Raw genomic sequence first — 22176 nt, forward strand, 5'->3', positions numbered from 1 at the left:
AGGGGGGCGGGTCAGGCTTCGGGGATGGCGCGGCCGTAGGCGGCCAGGGTGACGTTCTCGGGTTCGGGGCCGCCGCGCCGACCGGTCTCCAACGCGTCCAGGGCGGTGAGCTCGTCTGCGGTGAGCTCGAAGTCGAAGACGTCGATGTTCTCGGCGATGCGGGTGCGCTTGGTGGACTTGGGGATGACCGAGCGGCCCTGTTGGAGCCCCCAGCGCAGCAGGACCTGGGCGGGGCTCTTGCCGTGCGCCTCGGCGATGCGGGTGACGGCCGGGTCCTCAAGGACGCTCTTGCGGTCCTCGCCGTAGCCCGGGTAGAAGGTGATCCCTCCGATCGGGGACCACGCCTGGTTGAGGATGTTGTGCTGGTCGTCGAATTCGAGCACGGCGCGCTGCTGGAAGTGGGGGTGGATCTCCAGCTGGTTGACCGCCGGGACGACGGAGGTGGCGTCCAGCAGCGTGGTCAGGTGGTCGACCATGAAGTTGCTGACACCGATGGCTCGCACCTTGCCGTCGGCCAGGAGCTTTTCCAAGGCGCGGTAGGCGGCGAGGGTCTTGTCGAAGTCGGACGGCAGGGCCTGGTGCAGGATCAGCAGGTCGATCTGTTCGACCCCGAGCTTTGCGGCGCTCTTCTCGAAGCCGTGCAGGGTCTCGTCGTAGCCGTAGTCGCTGATCCAGATCTTCGTCTCGATGAAGATCTCATCGCGCGGCACTCCGGAGTCGCGGATCGCCTGGCCGACCTCGCGTTCGTTGCCGTAGGCGGCGGCGGTGTCGATGTGCCGGTAGCCGAGGTCGAGCGCGGCCTTGACAGCGGCCTTGGTCTCGTCGGGCGGGGTCTGGAAGACGCCGAGTCCGAGGGCGGGCATCTCGACGCCGTTGTTGAGGGTGAGGGTCTGCATCACAGGGACCTTTCGTTGCGGGTGGCCCGTGCGGGCACGATGAGGGCGAGGACGGTCGCGACCGCCAGCGCTAGCATTACGGCGGAGCCGGTCAGGGCCGCGCCCGAGCGGGCCGCGATGTCGGCGGCCGTGTGGCCGGTGGAGACGGAGGCGGCCACGGCGGTGAGGATGCTCAGGCTCAGCGCGCTGCCGATCTGGTGCACGGTGTTGACCAGGCCCGACCCGGCGCCCGCGTCCGCCGGAGCGACGCCGTCGACACCGCTGGAGGTCAGCGGGGCCAGCGTCAGACCCTGGCCGGCGCCGATGAGCACCATCGGCAGGGCCACGCCCGTCAGGTAAGGGGTGTGCAGGTCGAGGCGGCTGAGCCACGCCATGCCCGCCGCGGTCAGGACTACTCCGGTGAGGAGCACGAGGGGCCTGCGGGCCTTCTCCAGCAGCCGCGGTACCTGGACGGCGAAGACGAAGTTGACCAGCGTCATCGGCAGGAACGCGAGGCCGGCCTGCAGCGGTGTCCAGTGGTAGACGCTCTGCACGAACTGCGCGGTGAAGAAGAAGAACCCCATCATCGCGCCCATGTAGAGCATCCGGGCGAGGTAGGCGCCGGTGCGCTCCCGGCTGGCGAACAGCCGCAGCGGCATGATCGGCTGCGCGGCCCGCCGCTCCACCCGGACGAACAGCCCGAGCATCACCGCTCCCGCCACCAGCGGTATCAGGGTGGCGGGAGCGGTCCAGCCGAAGTCGGCGGCGTCCACGATGCCGAGGACCAGCGCGGTGGAGCCCAGGGTCGCCAGCAGTGCCCCGGCGATGTCGAAGCGGCCACCCCGGCGCTCGGTCTCGGGCAGGAACCGCACCGCGAGCACCATCATCACGATGCCGACCGGGACGTTGAGGAAGAATCCGGCCCTCCACGACACCAGATCTGCGACGAGACCTCCGACGACCAGGCCGAGGGCCGCGCCGAGACCGGCGACGGCGCTGTAGGCGGCCATCGCCCGGTTGCGGGCGCGGCCCTCGGCGAAGCTGCGCGTCAGAAGGGACAGCGCGGAGGGGGCCAGTACCGCGGCGCCGCTGCCCTGGAGCGCGCGGGCGCCGATCAGCCACCACTGGGTCTGCGCGGCGCCCACCAGAAGCGAGGTCAGCGAGAAGACGACCAGGGAGAACAGGAACACCCTGCGGTGTCCGAACAGGTCACCGGCCCGGGATCCGAGGAGCAGCAGCCCGCCGAAGACCAAAACGTAGGCGTTGGTGATCCAGGACAGGCCGGTCTCGGAGAACCCCATGTCGGAGCGGATCTGCGGCAGCCCGGTGAAGACGATCGAATTGTCGAGGATCACCATGAAGTAGCTGACGCAGATGATCGTAAGGATCAGCGTCGCGTGGACCGGAGTCCCGTTGGGTCGCGCCGTCGCAGGTGCCGACGCGCGCTGTGCGGTGGTGGTCATCGCGTCACCAGCCCCATCGTCAGCGTCCCGGCGTCGGTTCCGGTGATCGCCCTGGTGGTGGACGACGCGTCACGAAGGCGCGTCGCACCGGCCACCTCGTTGATGTCAGATTGCCTGGTCACGGCCGCACCAGCACCTTCAGGGCTTGACGGGCGTCCATGGCCCGGTAGCCCTCGGGCGTGCCGTCGAGATCAACAGTGCGGTCGAAGACCCGGCCGGGTTCGATACGGCCCTCCAGGACGTCGGGGAGGAGCTCGTCGATGTAGGCGCGGGCCGGGGCGGGGCCTCCGGTCAGGGTGATGTTGTGGCCGAAGAGGCTGCCGAAGCCGATCGGGGCCTCCTCGTACTGGGGTACGCCCACGCGGCTGATGGTGCCGCCGGGGCGGACCACGCCGTACGCCTGCTCGTAGGCCGGTCGGTGTCCGACCGCTTCGATGACGACGGGGCTGCCGCCGCCGGTGAGCTCGCGGACCTTCTCGATACCTTCACTGCCGCGTTCGGCGACCACGTCGGTGGCACCGAACGCGCGGCCGAGGTCGGTGCGGGCGGTGTGCCGGCCCATGACGACGATCTGCTCGGCGCCGAGCCGCTTGGCAGCGAGCACGGCGAGCAGGCCGACGGCGCCGTCCCCGATCACGGTGACGGTACTGCCCTGCCTCACCCCGCCGCGGACGGCGGCATGGTGGCCGGTGCCCAGCACGTCGGAGAGGGTGAGCAGGGAGGGGATGAGCGCGTCGTCGGCGCGGACCGGGAGCTTGACCAGGGTCCCGTCGGCCAGCGGCACGCGGACCGCTTCTCCCTGGCCGCCGTCGATGCCGTTCCTCGCCCAGAAGCCGCCGTGCGCGCAGGAGGTCTGCAGCCCGGCCCGGCAGTACTCGCACGAACCGTCCGAGTACGCGAACGGGGCGATGACCAGGTCGCCCTTCTTCACCGAGCTGACGTCGCCACCGGATTCTTCGACAATGCCGATGAACTCGTGGCCCATGCGGACCGGGCCGTCGGACGCGGACATGGAGTGGTAGGGGTGCAGGTCGCTGCCGCAGATGCAGGCCGTGGTGATGCGGACCAGCGCGTCGGTGGGTTCCTTGAGGCTCGGGTCGGCGACGTTCTCGACGCGGACGTCGCCGGCTGCGTACATGAGTGCTGCGCGCACAGTGTTCCTTCAGGTCGGTTGCGGCTTTCAGGCCCGCGGTCGAACTGCCAGTTCCTGGGCCATCTCCAGACAACCGCGCGCCGGCACGCAAGTGGGAGTCACTGCTCTTCCAGGTAATGGCAGTACCTCGCAGACCCTCCCCGACGCATCTACCGTGAAGGAGCCGGCACAAGATTCACGCCGATCAAGAGGAGTCACCCGTGCCCCCGGAATCCCGCCCGACAGCAGCCCAGCGACTCATCGGGGACGCCGTACCCAAATCGGTCTCACTGCCCGACACCGTCCTGTTCGGCGACGTTCGGGCGCGGCCCGCGTTCTACGCCGACTGGCCCCAGGCCGCATCCGCCATCGGCGCCGCCGAAAAAGCCTTCGAGATCTGATCATGGCTGACGTCAACAAGAAGAATCTGGCCGCGGAGGTCCGCGAGTTCCTTAGCACCCGACGGGCACGGATCACCCCGGAGCAGGCCGGACTGCCGGTCTACGGCGGAAACCGTCGCGTCACGGGCCTGCGGCGCGAGGAGGTCGCCCTGCTCGCGGGTATGAGTGTGGACTACTACGTCCGGCTCGAACGCGGGAATCTCAGCGGCGCCTCCGACTCGGTGCTCGAAGCCCTCGCTCACGCACTGCAGCTCAACGAGGCCGAGCGCACCCACCTCTACGACCTGGCACGCGCGGCGACTCCCTCGGGCCGACGCCCCACGGTGACCGTCTCCCTTGTGCGGCCCACGATCCTGCGCCTGCTCGACTCGATGACCGACGTGCCCGCGTATGTACGCAACGCACGGTTCGACATCGTCGCCGCCAACGCACTGGGCCGGGCACTGTACGCACCGGTCTTCGACTCCCCGCTGTTCGCCCAGCGCGGGCCGGTCAACTCCGCCCGCTTCCTGTTCCTGGACCCGGCCGGCCAGGACTTCTGGGTCGACTGGGACAAGGGTGCCGACGACGCGGTCGCCTTCCTGCGCACCGAGACAGGCCGGGCACCCCACGACAAGGCACTGACCGACCTGATCGGGGAGCTCACGACCAAGAGCGACGACTTCGCACGCCGCTGGGCCCGCCACGACGTGAAGATCCACCGCTCCGGCGTGAAGAACCTTCGCCACCCGCTGGTCGGCGATCTCGCGCTGCCCTACGAGGCGATGGACCTGCCGGCCGATCCCGGCCTCCGCCTCAACTTCTACACCCCCGAACCGGACTCGCCAGAGCGGGAGGCTCTCAGCCTCCTCGCCAGCTGGGCGAGCACCGGCACGGTCGCCCCCTCCGGGAACGACTGACCACGCAACGAGGAGAAACAGCTTCATGCACTACCGACCGCTCGGCCGTACCGGTGTCCAGGTCAGCCCGCTCTGCCTGGGTGCGATGATGTTCGGCCCCTGGGGCAACGAGGATGAGACCGACTCGGTACGGATCATCCACCGCGCCCTCGACGCCGGCATCAACTTCATCGACACCGCCGACGTGTACTCCGGCGGGGTCTCGGAGGAGATCGTCGGCAAGGCGCTCAAGGACCGGCGCGAGGACGTGTTCCTCGCGACCAAGTTCTTCATGCCGATGGGCCAGGACGACCCCAACCAGCGGGGAGGCTCGCGGCGCTGGATCATCCGCGAGGTGGAGAACTCCCTGCGCCGGCTCGGCACCGACTACATCGACCTCTACCAGGTCCACCGCCCCAGCCCCCACACCGACGTCGCCGAGACCCTCGGCGCCCTCTCCGACCTGGTGCACCAGGGCAAGGTCCGCTACATCGGCTCCTCGTCCTACTCCGGGTCCCAGATCGTCGAGGCCCAGTGGACCTCCCGGGAGCGACGTCTGGAACGGTTCGTGACCGAGCAGCCGCCGTACTCGATCCTGGTCCGAGGCATCGAGGGGGACGTTCTTCCCACCGCGCGCCGCCACGGCATGGGCACGCTGACCTACAGCCCGCTCGCCGGCGGCTGGCTCTCGGGCCGCTACCGCAAGGACGCCTCCTCGGGCCCGGCTTCCACAGCACGCCCGCCGGCCCGCTTCGACATGACCAGCCCGGCCAACCAGCGCAAGCTCGACGCCGTCGAACAGCTCGCGCTCCTGGCCGAGAAAGCCGGCCTCACCCTGATCGAGCTGGCCGTCGCCTTCGTGATCAACCACCCCGGCGTCACCTCGGCGATCATCGGCCCGCGCACCATGGAACAGCTCGAAGCGTTCCTGCCCGCCGCCGACGTCACGCTCTCGGCCGACGTACTCGACCGCATCGACGAGATCGTGGCCCCCGGCGTGACCGTCAACCCGGTCGACAACAGCTACGGCGACTTCGAGCTGCGGGCCGACCAGCGGCGCCGCTGACGCGAACTGACCTCGCCCTGGCGGCTCTTCCAGATGAGATGGTCCGGCCGACAACCGACGATGCCGCGGTTCACGCTCGCCACAGTGACCGAAGAACCGTCACGGGGCCGGGCCGGTTCGACGCGACCGGCCGTCGGGACGCCACGTCTGACACGACGTCTGCAACGCACCGCAGGACGACAGGATCCCGAGATGTCCGCACCACCCGCCCCGCGCGCAAAGGACGAAGTCGTCCGCGCCTACCGCGTCCATCTGCAGGCGATGGCCAACGGGGATGCAGAAGCCCTTGACGACCTGCTCAACGACGGCTTCACCCTCACGCACATGACCGGGTACGTCCAGCCGAAGGCCGAGTGGCTGTCGCAGATGCGCACCAGGCAGTTCGTCTGCCACACGATCGACGAACAGAGCCTGAGCGTCGAAACCGAAAGCGACAGCGTCCTCCTGGTGGGCAAGATCGTCACTGACGCCACGGTGTACGGCACGCGCGCGAGGTGGCGGCTGCAACTGACCTTGGACTACGCCCGCACCGAAACGTGATGGACGCCGACACGGCCGGCGGAGCCATGGCTCTCGACCCTGCATACCGGAAGGAAACGACGATGACGGACTGGAACGGCACGGACGTGGAAAAGATCGCCGCAGCTGAGGAGCTGGACCTTGCTTCCGAGCGGGCCAACGGCACGCTGCGCGATCCGGTGACCATGTGGGTGGTCCGTTCCGGCGACCACTTGTACGTCCGCTCGGTCAAAGGCACCGACGGCCCCTGGTACCGGGGCACGCAGACCCGCCACCAGGGCCGCATCGACGCAGGCGGCGTCAGCCAGGACGTCACCTTCCACCCGGCCGATCCCAGCGAGTACGCCGGTGCGGACGCCGCCTACCGCAAGAAGTACGGGCACTACACGAGCATCGTCGAACACGTCCTGACCGATGCGGCCCGCGCCTCCACCCTCCGCCTCGAACCCCGCTGACCCCAACGGGCCGCCCGCACCCGCGCGACGGCCATTTGGCCTGCGTGTGCGGCTCCGAAAGTCCAGGCCGTCGCCGCCGAGGTGGGCGCCACGCCCGCGCAGGTCGCGATTGCCTGGCTGCGCGCCCAGGGCGACGACATCGCCCCCATCCCCGGCACCAAGCGCGTGGCTCGCGTCGAGGAGAACACCGCCGCAGACAGCCTCCAGCTTCCCACCGACATCCTGGCGAAGCTCTCCAGCCTCCCGCCGGCCGCAGGCGACACCCACACCGAAGCCGGCCTGCGCATGCTGGAACGCTGACCCGCCCTCTAACCCGCACGAAGGCAAGGAGCAACCCGTGGAATTCGTCAAGCCTCAGCCCACCGGTAAGGGGCCCGAGAACTGGTTCAACGGTGACGTCTGGTTCGACGTCATCCACGCAGGCACCGAACCGTCCCGCCTGCGCGCCAACATGGTGCGCTTCGCTCCCGGCGCCCGCACCGCCTGGCACCACCACGCCGTCGGCCAGACCCTCCACGTGGTCGCCGGAATCGCCCTGATCGGCACCCGCGACGGCACCGTCTACGAGGCCCACCCCGGCGAGACCGTGACCTGCCCGCCCGGCGAGGAGCACTGGCACGGCGCCACCGAGGACCGCTTCATGCAGCACCTGGCTCTGTGGGAAGGCACCGCACCCGACGACGACCGGCCCGAAACCACCTGGCGCGAGCACATCACCGACAAGCAGTACCGCGGGCCCCGCACCCGCAACACCTGACCCGGCACTCCTGTCCCAGGCTGACACGGCAGAAGGACCGCCGACCGCACCGACTCCGGGACCCCGTACGCGAGGCCTTCCACAGTGCCCTGCGTACGGGTTGCGTGCGTTCGGCGGGTCTGTACGGTCTTCAGGTCTGTCACGCAGTCGGTGGTGACGGTAGCTGTTCAGCTGTGATCATCAGGCGTGGCTGACATCAACTCTCTGTGGCGACGACGCTTTCGGAGCTATCGGTGGTGGTCGTCGAGGACGTGACGGATGTTGTCGATGCGGTGCTTGTCACGGCGCGGACCCGCGACGAGCCGGTGCCCTGCCCGGTGTACGGGACGCCGACGGCGAAGGTGAACGGTTACCACGGCCGGACGGTGGCGGACGTGCCGACGGACGGCCGGCAGGTCGTCGTGTGCCTGCGACATCGTCATACACCGTGGTGCTCCGACTGCTCGCCCTGGCAAACACGTTGTACGAGACGGCTTGCCCGACGGCCCCGGACGAGAGCCGTCGCCCGCCGCGGCCTCGTGCTCGGTGACACCGTCCGGTGTTGGAGTGTGCCGAGCGCCGACTGACAGGACAGCGGCCACACGGGCGGATCGACTCAGCCACACCGGGCACAGATGCGCACTGCCACCGAGGGCCAGGACACGCCCGGACAACCTCGGCCACCTCGGCATGTCGGACATCGAGGAGCAGGTCGCAGCGGCACCCTCCCCGGCCGGTCGCCCCACGCCTCCGGCCTGCAACTTCACAATTCCCCCATACGGCCACGACCGCATGGCCCCTGCCGGTCCTCGGCCCGTCCGGCAATCGGAGAGACGGGCGCCGTCGGCTACCACCGCTCGTCGAGGCGGTTGTGCCGGCGCTGTTCTGAGCGCGTCCCGGCCTTCGGTGACGGGTTGCAGCGCCAAGGGCAGCTCGGACGCAGGTCCCGTGAAGGCGACCCGCGCCCGAACTGCCGTCGCGGCTCTGCTCACCTGCTGTCGCTGCCCCCGGTGGCGTCCATGAGGACCGCCCGTCCGGCCTCCAGCCGGGCCGCCGGGATGCGGAACGGTGAGCAGGAGACGTAGTCGAGACCTGCCCGGTGGAAGAAGTGGATGGACTCCGGGTCGCCGCCGTGTTCGCCACACACCCCGGTAGCCGCCAGGTCTGCACCCGAGGTCCGTTCGGCCCCAGCGCGCACCCGCCCCGCACGGTCGGGGCGGAGAGGCCACGGACCTGGAAGGCGGCACACCATGGAACGAGTGATCACCGCCGGAGTCGACCGGTCGGCACGCAGCCGTGCGGCCGCGGACCGGGCCGCGCGCGAGGCGCTGCGTCTGCCCCTGCGAGTGGTGCATCTGGCACCGCCGGAGAACCTGGACCGGTGGAGCAGTGGCCCTACCGCCCGGACCGTCAACGACAGGTGGCGGACCACGTGGTCGCCGAACTCGCCGTCCGCCAGGCGTCGTTGACGGTCCGGGCAGTGAGCTTCGCCGGAGCGCCCGTCCCCGAGCTGCTGGCGGCGAGCGCGCACGCGGAACTGGTCGTCCTCGGCCTGCGCGGCGAGGGTCAGCACCCCCAGGTGCCCCTGGGCTCGACCGCGGCGGCCCTGGCCGCCGGATGCGCCGGGCCGCCAGATGCGCCGGGCCGCTGGTGCTCGTACCCGAGACCCTCGCCGGGCCGGATGCGCCGGGCCGCACCGATGCCGTGACCGTGGGTGTCGACGCCCGGGACCCGGCGGACGGCGCGCTCGGCTTCGCCTTCGAGACAGCCTGGCTGCACGGCGTACATCTGCACGCGGTGCACGCCTGGGCGCTGCCGGTGGGCGCCGAGTCGCCCCTCCCGGTGTCGGAGAAGGACCGCGCCGCCTGGAGGAGGACCACGAGGTGGCCCTGCTGTCCGACGCGCCTCGGCCATGGCGTGCGAAGTACGCGGACGTCGATGTCCGGGCGGACGTGCTGCTGTTCCCCCCGGCCGAGGCCCTGGCCCACGCCTCGGCGACCTCCGGGCTGGTGGTGGTAGGCCGACACACCGCCCCCGCCACCACCGCCCTGGCCCTCCCGGAGCACGCGCGATGCCCGGTCGCGGTCGTGCCGGCTGGGCCGGGGCAAGGCGGATCGGCCCCGGCCGATGGGTCGTTCGGCCCCTGTGGGATCGAACGACGCTGGGGCACGGTGAGAGGTATGAGGACGCGTACGCACATCGCCGTCATCGGCGTCGGGAACGAGTTCCGGCGTGACGACGGCGTGGGCTGGGCCGTGGTCGAACGGCTCCGGAAGCGGGCCGAGGACGGGCCGCTCCCGTCGGACACCGTGTTCGCGACCTGCGACGGTGACCCCGGCCGGCTGATCGGGCTGTGGGAACGCGCCGCGCTCGCCGTGGTCGTCGACGCGGCCCACGCGCACCCGGGTGCCCCCGGCCGCATCCACCGGCTCGAACTCGATGCCGGACACATCGGCCGGCCGCGGACCACGAGTTCGCACGGGCTGGGACTCGGCGAGGCCGTCGAACTGGCCCGGGTTCTCGGACTCCTGCCGGACCACCTGGTGGTGTACGCGGTGGAGGGCGCCGACGGCTCGTTCGGCACCGGTCTCTCCCCCGCTGTCGCGGCCGCCGTGGATCTGCTCGTGACGGCCGTCGAGGACGAACTCGCACGGCACCGGGGCGCGATGAGCGGGGGGCGGTCATGATGATGCGGCAATTCCGCGTGTACGGCACCGTCCAGGGCGTCGGCTTCCGCCCGTTCGTCTACCGCACGGCGGCCGAGCTCGGCCTGGACGGCTGGGTGGCCAACGTCGACGGTCATGTGGAGGGCGAGGTCGCCGGACCGCCCCCCGCCATCGACGAGTTCGCGGCCCGGCTGCGGGCCGCCGGACCCGTCCTGGCCCGGGTGCGCCGGGTCCAACTGGCCGCCAGCGCACGGCAGTCGGCGTACCGTCCGGGCTTCCACGTGCGGCACAGCCCGCCCGCACCCGCCGATCGGACGGCACGCGAGGTCCCACCCGACGCGGCGATCTGCGAGGCCTGTCTACACGAGCTGTGCGATCCCGCGGACCGGCGCCACCGCTACCCGTTCATCAACTGCACGGACTGCGGGCCGCGGGCCACGATCGTCGAGGACCTGCCGTACGACCGGATCCGCACGACTATGAGGCGGTTCCCGCTGTGCGCGGACTGCGCGGCCGAGTACGCCGACCCGGCCGACCGGCGCTTCCACGCCGAGCCCATCGCGTGCCCCGCCTGCGGACCGGAGTTGGCCTGGCAGGAACTCCGCGGCGAGGCGGCCCTGCAAGCCGCGGTCAAGACCGTCGTAGAGGGCGGGATCGTCGCGCTGAAGGGACTCGGCGGCTACCAACTGGTGTGCGACGCGGGCGATCCGGCGACCGTGGCGGAGCTGCGGCGCCGCAAGCGTCGCCCGACGAAACCGTTCGCCGTGATGGTCCGCGACCTCGGCACGGCGGCCCGGCTGGCCCGGATCGGCGCCACCGAGCGCGGTGTCCTGACATCCCCGGAGCGTCCCGTGGTGCTGCTCGCCCGGATGCCACACGGCTCGGACCCGCTCGCGCCCGAGGTGCATCCCGGCCTGCACCGGATCGGCCTGTTCCTGCCGACCACCGGCCTGCACCACCTCCTGCTCGACGACCTGAACCGGCCGCTCGTGGTCACGAGCGGCAATCTCGGCGACGAGCCCATCACCATCGACGACGAGGAGGCCCGGCGCGTCCTGGCGGGCGTCGCGGACGGTTTCCTCACGCACGACCGGCCGATCCGCTCCCGCTACGACGACTCGGTGGTCCAGTGCACCGGCCGCACCCGGATCACGGTCCGCCGAGCGCGCGGGCTGGCCCCGGCGCCACTGCCGCTGCCGCTGCCGCTGCTCGTGAACGAACCCGTCGCCGGGGCCGGCGCCCAGCTGAAGCACACGTTCACGCTGGCCGCCGACGGCCAGGCCCATCTCGGGCCGCACACCGGCGACTTGGCGGACGCGGCGACCCACGAGGCGTTCCTGACCTCGTACGGCCAGTTGAAGCGGCTCACCGGCATCGAGCCGGTGACCCTCGCCCACGATCTGCACCCCGGCTATCTGTCCACGCAGTGGGCCGAGGCGCAGCGACTGCGCCGCATCCCGGTGCAGCACCATCACGCGCACGTGGCCGCCTGCGCGGCCGAGCACGGGGTGCGGGGCCCGTTCCTCGGGGTCGCCTACGACGGCCTCGGGCTCGGCGACGACGGCACGCTGTGGGGCGGCGAGATCCTCGTCGCCGACCTGAGCGGCTACCGCCGCGTGGGCAGGTTCGCGACAGCGCCCCTGCCCGGCGGCGACGCGGCGGTACGCCATCCCTCCCGTGCGGCCCTCGGCCGGCTCCTCGGCGGTGAGCCGATGGGCTTTCCCCGCCCGTACCCCTGGCTCACGCGCTCCTTCACGGACCGGCTCGATCCGGCCGAGGTGGACATCGTGCGCGCCATGGTCGCCCGGGACGTCAACTGCCCGCGCGCCTCCAGCGCCGGCCGGCTCTTCGACACGGTCGCCGCCCTGCTCGGCCTCGCCGACCGGGTCGGCTACGAGGGCGAGGCGGCCGTCCTGCTCGAAGCCGCGGCGGGCGACGAGCACGCCGTCCCGCTCGCCCACCGCGTCGTGCGGGCGCAGGGCCTGTGGGTGTACGATCCCGCGCCCACCCTCGCCGACCTGCTGGGCCGGCAGTCGGACGGGGAGCCCGCGGCCCGGCTGGCCGCCGCTTTCCATGTGACGCTCGGGCTGGTCACCGCGGACCTGGTCGCACGGGCGGTGGCCGAAGGCGCGCCGCACACGGTGTGCCTGGGCGGCGGCTGCTTCGTCAACCGGCGGCTGCTGACCGAGGTGAAACGCCGACTGCACGCGCAAGGACTGCGGGTGCTGGTCGGCGGTCAGGTCCCGGTCGGGGACGGCGGGATCAGCTACGGCCAGGCGGCGGTCGCGGCCGCGCGGCTGGCCCAGGAGAGGTGAACGCGCATGTGCCTGGGCATCCCGGGACGCGTCCTGGAGATCCACGACGACGCCGGACTCCTCATGTCCACGGTCGACTTCGGCGGCATCCGGCGCGAGGTGTGCCTCAGCTGCACGCCCGAGGCCGACGTCGGGTCGTACGTCATCGTGCACGTCGGCTTCGCGATCACCCTGGTCGACGAGGCGGAGGCGCGGCGCACGCTCGACGTGCTGCGGGCGATGGCGGGCGCGGTCAAGGGCGAGCTGGGTGAGCCGCTGCCGTGACGGTTCGTGGGCCGGTCGGCCCGGGAAGGGCCGGTCAGCCCATGCCCTCGGACCCCGCCCGGGGCCGAACCTGACAGCAAAGGAACACAGCGCCGCCTCGGACGTACCCCTGGACTGGGAGGACCGGCATGACCCCCATCGCAGCCCCTGCCGCCGTACTCGACCGGCACGGTCTGGACGCCCTGGTCGCGGTTCTGGTGGCACAGGGACGCACCGTCGTCGGACCGACCGTCCGCGACGGCGCGATCGTGCTGTCGGAGATGACCTCGGCGGACGCGCTGCCGTACGGCTGGGGCGTCGAACTCGACGCCGGGCGCTACCGGTTGGTCCCCCGCGAGGACGGGGCCGCCTTCGCGCACAGCGCGGGACCGCAGTCCTGGAAGTCCTATCTGCACCCCGCGCGTGAGCGGCTGTGGAGCGCCGACCGGTCGGCGGAGGGCCGCGTGGTCTTCACCGCGCACGAGGCCGAGCCGCCGTCGTACGCCTTCCTCGGTGTACGCCCCTGCGACCTGCGGGCGATCGCGATCCAGGACCGCGTCCTGACCGGCGGGGCGCACGAGGACACCGGGTACGGGAAGCGGCGGCGGCGCACGCTGCTGATCGCCGCCGAGTGCACCGAACCGGGCGCGACCTGCTTCTGCGTGTCCATGGGCGGCGGGCCCGCGGCCGATCCCGGCTACGACCTCGCGCTGACCGAGGTGGTCGACGCGGACGGGCACCGGTTCCTGGTGCGCGTCGGCAGCGAGGAGGGCGCCCGGCTGATCGGCCAAGTCCCCCACCGAGCGGCCGACTTGGGCACAGAAGCCACCGCCCGTGCCTCGGTGGACGCGGCCCGCGACCGTATGGGCCGTTCCATGCCGCCGGTCGACCTGCGGGCGCTGATGGGCGCGAGCCTGGACGCCGAACGCTGGAACGACGTCGCCGAGCGCTGTCTGACCTGCGGCAACTGCACGATGGTCTGCCCCACCTGCTTCTGCACCACCACGGAGGAGGTCACCGACCTGACCGGTGACCACACCGAGCGCTGGCAGCGCTGGGACTCCTGCTTCGACCTGGACTTCTCGTATCTGCACGGCGGGCCGGTCCGCGCCACGCCCCGCAGCCGCTACCGGCAGTGGCTCACCCACAAACTCTCCACCTGGCAGGACCAGTTCGACTCCTCCGGCTGCGTGGGCTGCGGGCGCTGTATCGCCTGGTGCCCGGTCGGCATCGACATCACGGAGGAAGTCGCCGCGCTGGAGGCCGAACACGAATCGGAGATGGACTGATGCCCCCCTCGATCGCCCTCCGCATGAACCACGCGCTGCCCCACGACCACCGTGAACGACTGCTGCACGTCGGCCGCGAGGTCAGCTTCCCGGCGGGCACCCGGCTGTTCGAGGAGGGCCGACACGCCGACCGGTTCTGGATCATCCGGGACGGCAACGCCGCCCTCGACATGCATGTGCCCGGCCGCCGGACCCCGGTCGTCGAGACGCTCGGGATCGGGGATCTCGTCGGCTGGTCGTGGCTGTACGAGCCCTACGTCTGGCAGTTGGGCGCCGCGGCGGTGACCCAGCTGCGCGCCTACGAGTTCGACGCGGTCGCAGTCCGGCTGATGTGCCTGGACGACCCCGCCTTCGGCCAGGCCGTCGAGCACTGGGTCGGCCGGGTGCTGGCCCACCGGCTCAACGCGGCCCGCGCCCGCCTGGTCGACCTGTACGGGACGTACGAGACGAAGGAACCGCGATGACCGCCGTACCGGTCCCCCATCGCGTGGTCGCCCGCCGGCAGGAGACCGGCGACACGGTGACCCTTCGGCTCGAACCCGTGGACGCCGCGCTTCCCGAGTTCGTGCCGGGGCAGTTCGCGATGGTGCACTGCTTCGGCCGCGGCGAGATCCCCGTCTCGGTGAGTTCCGTGCAGGCCACCGGGGGGCTCGCGCACACGATCCGTTCGGTGGGCGCGGTCTCCCAAGGATTGTGTGCGGCTCGGGTCGGTGACGTCGTCGGCATTCGCGGCCCGTACGGCACGAGTTGGGGGCTGGAGCGGGCACGCGGGCGGGACGTGCTGGTCGTGGCGGGCGGCATCGGGCTCGCCCCGCTGCGGCCGCTGATCCTGCGCACGCTGGCCGAGCCGGAGGCGTACCGGCGGGTCAACGTGCTGATCGGGGCGCGCACCCCGGACGACCTGATCGGCCGGAAGGAAGTCGAGAGCTGGACCACGGCGTACACCGGCGTGATGGTCGACCAGCCCGACGCCGACTGGCGCGGGGACGTCGGCGTGGTCACCCAACTGCTGGGGCGGGCGCACTTCGACCCGGACGAGACGACGGCGTTCGTCTGCGGTCCCGAGCCGATGATCCGCGCCACCGCCCGCGAACTCGCCCACCGCGGTGTGCCCCGCGACCACGTCCGGGTCTCCCTGGAACGCAACATGCGCTGCGCGACCGGGCACTGCGGGCACTGCCAGCTCGGTCCGGTGCTGGTGTGCCAGGCCGGTCCGGTGGTGGGCTGGGGCCTGGCCGAACCCCTGCTGTCCGTGAGGGAGTTGTGAGATGGCGCCCACACTCGCGGTGTTCAAGCTGGCCTCCTGCGACGGGTGCCAGCTCACCCTGTTGGACTGCGAGGACGAACTCCTCGCACTGACAGGCTCGGTGGAGATCGCGCACTTCCCGGAGGCGTCCAGCACGATGGCGCCCGGCCCCTACGACCTGACCCTCGTCGAGGGCTCGGTGACCACGCCCGAGGACGCCGAGCGCATCCACGCGATCCGGGCGGACTCGCGCCACCTGGTGACCATCGGGGCGTGCGCGACCTCCGGCGGCATCCAGGCCCTGCGCAACTTCGCGGACCTGGACGAGTACCGGCGGACGGTCTACGCGCACCCCGAGTACATCTCCACGCTGGCCACCTCCACCCCCGTGTCGGCCCATGTGGACGTCGACTTCGAGCTGCGCGGCTGCCCGGTCGACCGGCGGCAGCTCATCGAGGTGATCACCGCGTTCCTGGCCGGCCGCAAGCCGGACGTCCCGGACCACAGCGTGTGCTTCGAGTGCAAGCGACGCGGCACGGTCTGCGTCACCGTCGCCCACGGCACCCCCTGCCTCGGCCCGGTCACGCACGCCGGGTGCGGCGCACTGTGCCCGGCCTACCACCGCGGCTGCTTCGGCTGCTTCGGCCCGTCCGGGTCGGTGAACCTCCCCGCGCTGATCCCGCTGCTGCGCCGCGACGGCCTCGACGAGGACGCCGTGGTGCGCTTCCTGCACACCTTCAACGCCCCCGCTTTCGACAAGGAGTTGCCCAAGTGACGCACCGTGGATCCCGTGTGCTGCACGTCGGCTCGCTGTCCCGGGTCGAGGGCGAGGGCGCGCTCAGCCTCCATGTGCACGACGGCAGGGTCACCGAGGCGCGGCTGGAGATCTACGAACCGCCGCGCTTCTTCGAGGCGTTCCTGCGGGGCCGTTCGTACACCGAGCCACCGGACATCACGGCCCGGGTGTGCGGAATCTGCCCGGTCGCCTACCAGATGAGCGCGTGCGCGGCGATCGAGGACGCCTGTGGGGTGAGCGTCGATCCGGTGATCCGGGATCTGCGTCGGCTGCTGTACTGCGGCGAGTGGATCGAGAGCCAGGCCCTGCACATCTACCTCCTGCATGCCCCGGACTTCCTGGGCCGGCCGAGCGCGATCGACCTGGCCCGCACGCACCGCGCCGAGGTCGAGCGGGGGCTCCGCCTGAAGAAGGCCGGCAACTCGCTGATGGAGCTGCTGGGCGGGCGGGCCGTGCACCCGGTGAACGTGCGTCTCGGCGGCTTCCACCGGGCTCCGGCGCGTCTCGAACTACGGTCGCTGACCGAAGAGTTGAAACGTGCCCTGGACGACGCGTGGGAGACGGTGCGCTGGGTCGCGGGCTTCGAGTTCCCGGACGCGAGTGTCGAGGCCGACCTGTTCGCGCTGACCGAGCCGGACGCGTACGCCATCGAGGGCGGCATCCCGACCGTGCTGAGGGCCGACGGCACCAACACCTCTTTCCCCGTACGGGACTTCATCGCACACGTCACCGAGACGCACGTTGCCCACTCCACCGCGCTGCACTCACGGCTCGACGGGCGCATCCATCTCACCGGCTCGCTCGCCCGGTTCTCGATCAGCGGCCGGCTGCTGTCGCCGGTGGCGCTGGAGGCGGCCATCGCGGCGGGGCTCGGCGATCCGCGCGAGGGCGCGGTGTGCCGCAATCCGTACCGGTCCATCCTGGTGCGGGCGGTGGAGACGGTGTACGCCGTAGGTGAGGCGCTGCGGATCATCGACGGCTACGAGCCGCCCGCGCACCCGTACACGGACGTGCCGCCGGTCGCGGGCGTCGGGCACGGCGCCACCGAGGCACCGCGCGGGCTGCTCTACCACCGCTACGAACTCGACGCCGACGGCATCGTGCGGAGTGCGCTGCTGGTGCCGCCGACCGCGCAGAACCAGGGCGCGATCGAGGACGACCTGCGCCGGCTGGCCCAGCAGGCGATCCGCGAACACGACCCGGACGACGACGAGTTGACGGCGCTGTGCGAGCGGGCGATCCGCAACCACGACCCGTGCAACTCGTGCTCCACCCACTTCCTCGACCTGACGGTCGTCCGTACCTCAGGAGAAACCACGGGAGGCTGTGATGCCTGAATCTCCGTACACCGTGAGCGATGTGATGACCCACACCGCGGTTGCCATCGGGAGCGAGGCGCCCTTCAAGGAGATCGTCGAGCTCCTGGACCAGTGGAAGATCAGTGCCCTGCCGGTGCTGGCGGGCGAGGGCCGGGTCGTCGGAGTGGTATCCGAGGCGGATCTGCTGGCCAAGGAGGAGTACCGGGACGCCGCGGACGGCGATCCGACGGTGCCTGCCAAGGCGGGCGCGGTGTCCGCGGGCGAGTTGATGAGCACCCCGGCGATCACTGTGCAGGCGAACGCCTCGCTCGCGGAGGCCGCCCGCATCATGGCGCGGCGGCACCTCAAGCGGCTGCCCGTCGTGGACGCGGTCGGCATCCTGCAGGGCGTCGTCAGCCGCAGCGATCTGCTGAAGGTGTTCCTGCGGGACGACGGGGACATCGCCCAGGAGATCCGGCGCGACGTCCTCGGTCAGCTCCCGGTCACGACCCCGCTGACGGTCGAGGTGGCCGAGGGCGTCGTCACACTCGGCGGTTCCCTGCCCGCCCGGTCGATCGTACCCGTGGTGGCCCGGGCGGTGCGGGCGGTGGAGGGGGTCGTCGCCATCCGGCTCGACCTCACGCACCGATGAAGTACCTGGACGAGTACCGCGATCCGGTGCTCGCCCGGCAGCTGCTGGACGAGCTGCGGCGGACGGCCACGCGCCCCTGGCGGGTCATGGAGGTGTGCGGCGGCCAAACCCACACCCTGGTCCGCCAGGGCATCGACGAGCTGCTGCCCGCCGGGATGCGGATGATCCACGGCCCGGGCTGCCCGGTCTGTGTCACCCCGCTGGAGACCCTGGACCGGGCCATGGCCGTCGCCGCCCGCCCCGGCGTGATCCTCACCAGCTTCGGCGACATGCTGCGGGTGCCCGGCACGGACACCGACCTGCTGTCGCTGCGGGCGCGGGGCGCGGACGTACGGGTGGTCTACGCCCCGATGGACGCCGTACGCCTGGCCGCCGAACACCCGGACCGCGAGGTCGTCTTCCTCGCCGTCGGCTTCGAGACCACGGCGCCCGCGAACGCGATGGCGGTGCTGCACGCGGCCAGGCTCGGGCTGGCCAACTTCTCGATGCTGGTCAGTCACGTCCTGGTGCCGCCGGCCATGACCGCGCTGCTCGACGACCCGGACTGCGAGGTGGAGGCGTTCCTCGCCGCCGGGCACGTGTGCGCGGTGATGGGCTGGCGCGAGTACGAGCCGATCGCCGCCCGGTACCAAGTGCCCATCGTGGTCACGGGGTTCGAGCCGCTGGATCTGCTGGAGGGCATCCTCATGGCCGTACGGCAGCTGGAGTCGGGCCGGTACCAGGTGGAGAACCAGTATGTGCGGGCAGTTCGGCGGGCGGGCAACACCGCGGCGCAGGACACGGTCCGCCGGGTGTTCCGGGTGACCGACCGGGCCTGGCGCGGTATCGGCGAGCTGCCCGACAGCGGGCTCGAACTCGCGGAGGAGTACCGGGAGTTCGACGCCGCCCGTCGCTTCGACGTGGGCGGGCTGTGCCCGGTCGAGGACCCGGAGTGCATCGCCGGCGCCGTCCTCACCGGGGCCCGGCTGCCCACCGACTGCGCCGCGTACGGCACCCGTTGCACGCCCCGTCGTCCCCTCGGCGCCCCCATGGTGTCGTCCGAGGGCACCTGCGCCGCCTTCCACACGGCCGGACGCACGCCCACGAGGAGCACGGCATGAACGTCCAATGTCCCACCCCCGCCCACGAGGACGAGGTCGTCCTGCTCGGCCACGGCGCCGGCGGCCGGCTCACCGGGGAACTGCTCGACCAACTGGTGCTGCCCGCCGTCGGCGGCGGCACCGGACCTCTGGAGGACGCGGCGCTGCTGCCCGGACACCCCGGGCTGGTGATGAGCACGGACAGCTTCGTCGTCAGCCCGCTGTTCTTCCCCGGCGGGGACATCGGGTCCCTCGCCGTGCACGGCACGGTCAACGACCTGGCGATGCGGGGCGCTTGGCCGCTCGCGCTGTCGGTGTCCCTGATCATCGAGGAGGGGCTGCCGCTGGCCGAACTCCGGGCCGTCATGGAGTCGTTGGGCAAGGCCGCCCAGGACGTCGGTGTGCCCGTGATCACCGGGGACACCAAGGTCGTGGGGCGCGGTGCGGCCGACCGGCTGTTCATCAACACCACCGGCGTCGGACAACGGCACGAACTGCTGGCGCCGTCCGCCGCGTCGGCCCGGCCCGGGGACGCCGTACTGCTGTCGGGGCCGATCGGACTGCACGGCACGACCGTGCTCAGCACCCGCGAGAACCTCGGCTTCGAGGGCGACATCGCCTCCGACTCCCGGCCGCTGCACCGGCTGGTGCGGGCCCTGGCGCCGCTCGGGGACACCGTGCACGTGCTGCGCGATCCGAGCCGGGGCGGGCTCGCCGCGGCGCTCAACGAGATCGCCCGTGACTCGTCCGCTGCCGTCGAGATCGAGGAGAACGCGGTTCCCGTGCCCGAGGCGGTCGCTTCGGCCTGTGATCTGCTCGGCCTGGACCCGCTGGTCGTCGCCAACGAGGGCTGTCTGGTCGCCTTCGTGGACGCCGGTTCGACCGAGAGCGCGCTGGCCGCGATGCGGTCGGTTCCCGAGGGGGCACGGGCCGTACGGATCGGCGAGGTACTCCGGGAGGGGCCGCGGGGGCGGGTGACACTGCGGACCCTGGTCGGCGCACGGCGCATCGTGGAGATGCCGCTCGGCGAGCAACTCCCGCGCATCTGCTGACCGTTGACGCGGGAGTGGTCGTAGACGCGGGAGTGGTCGTTGACGCGGGAGTGGTCGTCAGCCGGTCCCGTGGCCCCACTGCGGGCCGACGTGCGCCCACTCGGCGTCCCGCTGGTCCATGCGCCCAGCACCACACCCTGGAGCCGCGCCTGGTCGGCGGGAGCGGGCGCGAGGCAGCCTTCGGCGTCCAGTCACACGCGGGGGGGGTGGATCCGGCCGATGCGTCCCCTAGCTCCCTCCTCCAGACAGCCACCGAAGGTGACCTGGCTCCTGGCATCAAGCCGGACCATGGTGCGTCGTACGCCGCGCACGGGCGGGGATGTCCCGCTGCGATGCCGAGGAGTCCAGCGGACCGCTGCTGGACAACCACATTGGATGCTCGGCCAGTTGGCGGCCGCGCCGGCTCACGAACCGGCGGGCGTCGCGGTGCCGGCGGCCGGCGTACAGCCCACTGCCGAGCACCACCGCGTCGTACGGCGTCACGTCCACGACGCACCTGGCAGGCAACAGGTCGGGGATGAGTCCCCCCTTGCGAAGGACCTCGGCCACGGCCTCGGCGAGCTGCGCGGTCGATCCGTTCGCCGTCCCGTAGGCGACCAGCACGCTGGTGGCATGACGCTCCGCCTCCTCGCGCTTCACAGGTGGTGCACCCAGTTTTCGGTGACACCGTGGTATTTCTGCTCGTCGGGCTGGATGCGCGAGTCGTCCCGCCGGTAGGAGAGGTGGTCGACGACCGCGACGACACCGTCGGTCCGACGGGTCATGGAGACGGCGATCTCCGTCTCGCTCTTGCGCTCCATCTGGCCGGAGAGCGTGACGACGCCCTCCACCACGGAGACGTCGATGCTGCGCGGCGCCTGCCAAAGGGCACGCACCAGCACCTCTTCGACCACCTCGTCACGAATCTCCGTGTCCGGCCGCAGGAAGACCTGGAGCACATCGCGGCGGGTGACGATGCCGACGAGCCGCTGTTCCTCGTCCAGGACGGGCAGCCGCTCCACACGATGCTGCGCCATGGTCCGGGCCGCCTCGACGATGGTGTCGTCGGCGTGCACGGTGACGGGCGGCTCGGTCATCAGCCGACCGGCGGTGCGGGCCGTGGCCTTCGCGGCCCGCTGCCTGGCGCTGCGCGTCAGCTCGGCGAACCGGAACCGCTTCTTCGGCCCGTACGGGTCGGGTGCCTCGGCCTGGTGGGCCATCAGGTCCGTCTCGGAGACGACTCCGACGACCCGGTCGTCCTCGTCGACCACGGGCAGGCCGCTGACGCGGTGCTCGCCGAGCAGTCGTGCAACCTCTTTGAACGGCGTTCCGTAGGTGGCACGGACAACCTCCGTGGTCATCACGGAGCCGACCTTGTTGTGCTTCATGGTGTTCCCTCCTCAGCGAAGTCGGCGCAGATACGGGTCCTGCGGCCTGCTGGGCAGCAGGCGCACGCGGGCATCGAGGACGGAGACTCCGCCTGGTGCCGCGAGTACGGGGTTGAAGTCGGCCTCGGCCAGCTGCGGCAGGTCGCTCGCCATCCGGGACAGCCGCAGCAGCAGCTGTTCGAGGCCCGCGAGGTCGACAGGCCGGCTGCCGTGCGCGCCGAAGAGGAGCGGGGCGCAGCGCGGGCCCGTGATCAGGTCGTGCACGTCGCGGTCGGTGAGCGGGGCGAGCCGGGCGGTGTGATCGGCGAGGATCTCGGTCGCGGTGCCGCCGAGGCCGAACAGGACGAGCGGTCCGAAGACCTGGGACGACGCCGGCGAACAGCTCGGTCCCGCGCTCGGCGAGCGGCTGCACGACCACACCCGTCAGCAGTCCGGCGAACCGGGTTTCCAAGTCCCGGAAGGCGGCGCGCACTTGGAGGTCACCGCGCAGGTCGAGGTGAACGGCGTGCTGTTCGCTCTTGTGCAACAGGCCCGGCCAGTGGCCCTTCATGACCACCCGGCCGTCGGCGCCGCGCAGCCGATCGGCGGCGAGGACGGCGTCGTCCTCGGTCTCCACCCAGGCCCAGGTCCCCACGGCGGTCGCCGTGG

General features: G+C 71.5%; 24 protein-coding genes and 4 pseudogenes. 20 read left to right on the forward strand and 8 right to left on the reverse strand.

The features are described from left to right. Nucleotides 1-11: 11 nt before the first annotated feature. The 4 genes from ABZ656_RS05120 to ABZ656_RS05135 are packed head-to-tail and all read right to left on the reverse strand — an operon-like array spanning nt 12 to nt 3491. Nucleotides 12-896: an aldo/keto reductase gene (locus tag ABZ656_RS05120; RefSeq protein ID WP_360264674.1), complete on the reverse strand. Its 885-nt coding sequence runs from the start codon at nt 894-896 to the stop codon at nt 12-14. Then, nucleotides 896-2338, reverse strand: coding sequence for an MFS transporter (locus ABZ656_RS05125; RefSeq protein ID WP_360264677.1), 1443 nt, complete (start codon nt 2336-2338; stop codon nt 896-898). The genes ABZ656_RS05120 and ABZ656_RS05125 overlap by 1 nt, the downstream gene beginning before the upstream one ends. After that, complete coding sequence (locus tag ABZ656_RS05130) at nt 2335-2460, reverse strand: hypothetical protein (protein ID WP_360264680.1); 126 nt, start codon at nt 2458-2460, stop codon at nt 2335-2337. Before ABZ656_RS05130 ends, ABZ656_RS05125 begins: the two co-directional genes overlap by 4 nt. Then, entirely contained in the window at nt 2457-3491 is a 1035-nt protein-coding gene (locus ABZ656_RS05135; RefSeq protein ID WP_101407105.1) for a zinc-dependent alcohol dehydrogenase family protein, read from the reverse strand. Before ABZ656_RS05135 ends, ABZ656_RS05130 begins: the two co-directional genes overlap by 4 nt. Nucleotides 3492-3691: 200 nt before the next feature. Here ABZ656_RS05135 and ABZ656_RS05140 point away from each other — a divergent pair, with 200 nt between their 5' ends. The 8 genes and pseudogenes from ABZ656_RS05140 (at nt 3692) to ABZ656_RS05175 (ending at nt 8112) form a co-directional block, all read left to right on the forward strand. Then, a complete protein-coding gene (locus tag ABZ656_RS05140; protein WP_101407106.1) occupies nt 3692-3871 on the forward strand; it encodes a hypothetical protein in 180 nt (59 codons plus the stop codon). Nucleotides 3872-3873: 2 nt separating this feature from the next. Further along, nucleotides 3874-4770 carry a helix-turn-helix transcriptional regulator gene (locus ABZ656_RS05145; protein WP_360264684.1) on the forward strand — a complete coding sequence of 299 codons (897 nt, stop codon included), beginning with the start codon at nt 3874-3876 and terminating at the stop codon, nt 4768-4770. A gap of 25 nt (nt 4771-4795) precedes the next feature. Continuing rightward, a complete protein-coding gene (locus ABZ656_RS05150; RefSeq protein WP_101407108.1) occupies nt 4796-5815 on the forward strand; it encodes an aldo/keto reductase in 1020 nt (339 codons plus the stop codon). Between the two features lie 192 nt (nt 5816-6007). Continuing rightward, the gene (locus ABZ656_RS05155; RefSeq protein ID WP_360264687.1) at nt 6008-6355 is read left to right on the forward strand and encodes a nuclear transport factor 2 family protein; all 348 of its coding nucleotides are present in this window, start codon (nt 6008-6010) and stop codon (nt 6353-6355) included. Between the two features lie 62 nt (nt 6356-6417). Further along, nucleotides 6418-6789, forward strand: coding sequence for a DUF2255 family protein (locus ABZ656_RS05160; RefSeq protein ID WP_360264690.1), 372 nt, complete (start codon nt 6418-6420; stop codon nt 6787-6789). A 57-nt stretch (nt 6790-6846) separates the two neighbouring features. Next, nucleotides 6847-7089: pseudogene (locus ABZ656_RS05165) on the forward strand (aldo/keto reductase); the annotation flags it as partial. Between the two features lie 37 nt (nt 7090-7126). After that, entirely contained in the window at nt 7127-7546 is a 420-nt protein-coding gene (locus tag ABZ656_RS05170) for a cupin domain-containing protein (protein ID WP_360264693.1), read from the forward strand. Between the two features lie 206 nt (nt 7547-7752). Next, entirely contained in the window at nt 7753-8112 is a 360-nt protein-coding gene (locus tag ABZ656_RS05175; protein ID WP_360264696.1) for a hypothetical protein, read from the forward strand. A 401-nt stretch (nt 8113-8513) separates the two neighbouring features. On the opposite strand, the pseudogene ABZ656_RS05180 reads toward ABZ656_RS05175, so the two are convergent. Continuing rightward, nucleotides 8514-8678, reverse strand: a pseudogene (locus ABZ656_RS05180) (putative PEP-binding protein); the annotation flags it as partial. Nucleotides 8679-8906: 228 nt separating this feature from the next. Here ABZ656_RS05180 and ABZ656_RS05185 point away from each other — a divergent pair. From ABZ656_RS05185 to hypE, 12 genes are all read left to right on the forward strand, one after another. Next, the gene (locus tag ABZ656_RS05185; protein ID WP_360264699.1) at nt 8907-9233 is read left to right on the forward strand and encodes a hypothetical protein; all 327 of its coding nucleotides are present in this window, start codon (nt 8907-8909) and stop codon (nt 9231-9233) included. 472 nt (nt 9234-9705) lie between these two features. Further along, nucleotides 9706-10212 carry a hydrogenase maturation protease gene (locus ABZ656_RS05190; protein WP_101408394.1) on the forward strand — a complete coding sequence of 169 codons (507 nt, stop codon included), beginning with the start codon at nt 9706-9708 and terminating at the stop codon, nt 10210-10212. Beyond that, nucleotides 10209-12506, forward strand: a complete 2298-nt coding sequence (gene hypF / locus ABZ656_RS05195) for a carbamoyltransferase HypF (RefSeq protein WP_360264702.1) — start codon at nt 10209-10211, stop codon at nt 12504-12506. Before ABZ656_RS05190 ends, hypF begins: the two co-directional genes overlap by 4 nt. A gap of 6 nt (nt 12507-12512) precedes the next feature. After that, nucleotides 12513-12770 (forward strand): HypC/HybG/HupF family hydrogenase formation chaperone, encoded by a 258-nt coding sequence (locus ABZ656_RS05200; protein ID WP_360264705.1) that lies wholly within the window; start codon nt 12513-12515, stop codon nt 12768-12770. 128 nt (nt 12771-12898) lie between these two features. Next, entirely contained in the window at nt 12899-14038 is a 1140-nt protein-coding gene (locus tag ABZ656_RS05205; RefSeq protein WP_360264708.1) for a 4Fe-4S dicluster domain-containing protein, read from the forward strand. Beyond that, nucleotides 14038-14502 (forward strand): cyclic nucleotide-binding domain-containing protein, encoded by a 465-nt coding sequence (locus tag ABZ656_RS05210; RefSeq protein ID WP_360264711.1) that lies wholly within the window; start codon nt 14038-14040, stop codon nt 14500-14502. The genes ABZ656_RS05205 and ABZ656_RS05210 overlap by 1 nt, the downstream gene beginning before the upstream one ends. Further along, nucleotides 14499-15305: an FAD/NAD(P)-binding protein gene (locus ABZ656_RS05215; protein WP_360264714.1), complete on the forward strand. Its 807-nt coding sequence runs from the start codon at nt 14499-14501 to the stop codon at nt 15303-15305. Before ABZ656_RS05210 ends, ABZ656_RS05215 begins: the two co-directional genes overlap by 4 nt. A 1-nt stretch (nt 15306) precedes the next feature. Then, nucleotides 15307-16059, forward strand: a complete 753-nt coding sequence (locus tag ABZ656_RS05220) for an oxidoreductase (RefSeq protein ID WP_360264717.1) — start codon at nt 15307-15309, stop codon at nt 16057-16059. Next, the gene (locus tag ABZ656_RS05225) at nt 16056-17417 is read left to right on the forward strand and encodes a nickel-dependent hydrogenase large subunit (RefSeq protein WP_360264720.1); all 1362 of its coding nucleotides are present in this window, start codon (nt 16056-16058) and stop codon (nt 17415-17417) included. Before ABZ656_RS05220 ends, ABZ656_RS05225 begins: the two co-directional genes overlap by 4 nt. Then, complete coding sequence (locus tag ABZ656_RS05230) at nt 17410-18030, forward strand: CBS domain-containing protein (RefSeq protein ID WP_360264723.1); 621 nt, start codon at nt 17410-17412, stop codon at nt 18028-18030. The genes ABZ656_RS05225 and ABZ656_RS05230 overlap by 8 nt, the downstream gene beginning before the upstream one ends. Then, nucleotides 18027-19130, forward strand: a complete 1104-nt coding sequence (hypD, locus tag ABZ656_RS05235) for a hydrogenase formation protein HypD (RefSeq protein ID WP_360264726.1) — start codon at nt 18027-18029, stop codon at nt 19128-19130. The genes ABZ656_RS05230 and hypD overlap by 4 nt, the downstream gene beginning before the upstream one ends. Next, nucleotides 19127-20161, forward strand: a complete 1035-nt coding sequence (gene hypE / locus ABZ656_RS05240; RefSeq protein ID WP_360264729.1) for a hydrogenase expression/formation protein HypE — start codon at nt 19127-19129, stop codon at nt 20159-20161. Before hypD ends, hypE begins: the two co-directional genes overlap by 4 nt. Nucleotides 20162-20373: 212 nt before the next feature. Here the strand turns inward: hypE and ABZ656_RS05245 are convergent. From ABZ656_RS05245 to ABZ656_RS05255, 3 genes and pseudogenes are all read right to left on the reverse strand, one after another. Next, nucleotides 20374-20764: pseudogene (locus ABZ656_RS05245) on the reverse strand (flavodoxin domain-containing protein); the annotation flags it as partial. A 32-nt stretch (nt 20765-20796) separates the two neighbouring features. After that, nucleotides 20797-21528 (reverse strand): CBS domain-containing protein, encoded by a 732-nt coding sequence (locus ABZ656_RS05250; protein ID WP_360264732.1) that lies wholly within the window; start codon nt 21526-21528, stop codon nt 20797-20799. A gap of 12 nt (nt 21529-21540) precedes the next feature. After that, nucleotides 21541-22153: pseudogene (locus ABZ656_RS05255) on the reverse strand (acetate--CoA ligase family protein); the annotation flags it as partial. Between the last annotated feature and the right edge of the window lie 23 nt (nt 22154-22176).

This window comes from Streptomyces sp. NPDC007095 (assembly GCF_040634475.1).
Classification (GTDB): domain Bacteria; phylum Actinomycetota; class Actinomycetes; order Streptomycetales; family Streptomycetaceae; genus Streptomyces.

What these genes read in the sequence shown, in the direction of transcription:
- ABZ656_RS05120 (WP_360264674.1), bottom strand. Translation starts at nt 896, where the DNA reads ATGCAGACCCTCACCCTCAACAACGGCGTCGAGATGCCCGCCCTCGGA.
- ABZ656_RS05125 (WP_360264677.1), bottom strand. Translation starts at nt 2,338, where the DNA reads ATGACCACCACCGCACAGCGCGCGTCGGCACCTGCGACGGCGCGACCC.
- ABZ656_RS05145 (WP_360264684.1), top strand. Translation starts at nt 3,874, where the DNA reads ATGGCTGACGTCAACAAGAAGAATCTGGCCGCGGAGGTCCGCGAGTTC.
- ABZ656_RS05150 (WP_101407108.1), top strand. Translation starts at nt 4,796, where the DNA reads ATGCACTACCGACCGCTCGGCCGTACCGGTGTCCAGGTCAGCCCGCTC.
- ABZ656_RS05155 (WP_360264687.1), top strand. Translation starts at nt 6,008, where the DNA reads ATGTCCGCACCACCCGCCCCGCGCGCAAAGGACGAAGTCGTCCGCGCC.
- ABZ656_RS05160 (WP_360264690.1), top strand. Translation starts at nt 6,418, where the DNA reads ATGACGGACTGGAACGGCACGGACGTGGAAAAGATCGCCGCAGCTGAG.
- ABZ656_RS05190 (WP_101408394.1), top strand. Translation starts at nt 9,706, where the DNA reads ATGAGGACGCGTACGCACATCGCCGTCATCGGCGTCGGGAACGAGTTC.
- hypF (WP_360264702.1), top strand. Translation starts at nt 10,209, where the DNA reads ATGATGATGCGGCAATTCCGCGTGTACGGCACCGTCCAGGGCGTCGGC.
- ABZ656_RS05200 (WP_360264705.1), top strand. Translation starts at nt 12,513, where the DNA reads ATGTGCCTGGGCATCCCGGGACGCGTCCTGGAGATCCACGACGACGCC.
- ABZ656_RS05205 (WP_360264708.1), top strand. Translation starts at nt 12,899, where the DNA reads ATGACCCCCATCGCAGCCCCTGCCGCCGTACTCGACCGGCACGGTCTG.
- ABZ656_RS05210 (WP_360264711.1), top strand. Translation starts at nt 14,038, where the DNA reads ATGCCCCCCTCGATCGCCCTCCGCATGAACCACGCGCTGCCCCACGAC.
- ABZ656_RS05215 (WP_360264714.1), top strand. Translation starts at nt 14,499, where the DNA reads ATGACCGCCGTACCGGTCCCCCATCGCGTGGTCGCCCGCCGGCAGGAG.
- ABZ656_RS05220 (WP_360264717.1), top strand. Translation starts at nt 15,307, where the DNA reads ATGGCGCCCACACTCGCGGTGTTCAAGCTGGCCTCCTGCGACGGGTGC.
- ABZ656_RS05230 (WP_360264723.1), top strand. Translation starts at nt 17,410, where the DNA reads ATGCCTGAATCTCCGTACACCGTGAGCGATGTGATGACCCACACCGCG.
- hypD (WP_360264726.1), top strand. Translation starts at nt 18,027, where the DNA reads ATGAAGTACCTGGACGAGTACCGCGATCCGGTGCTCGCCCGGCAGCTG.
- hypE (WP_360264729.1), top strand. Translation starts at nt 19,127, where the DNA reads ATGAACGTCCAATGTCCCACCCCCGCCCACGAGGACGAGGTCGTCCTG.
- ABZ656_RS05250 (WP_360264732.1), bottom strand. Translation starts at nt 21,528, where the DNA reads ATGAAGCACAACAAGGTCGGCTCCGTGATGACCACGGAGGTTGTCCGT.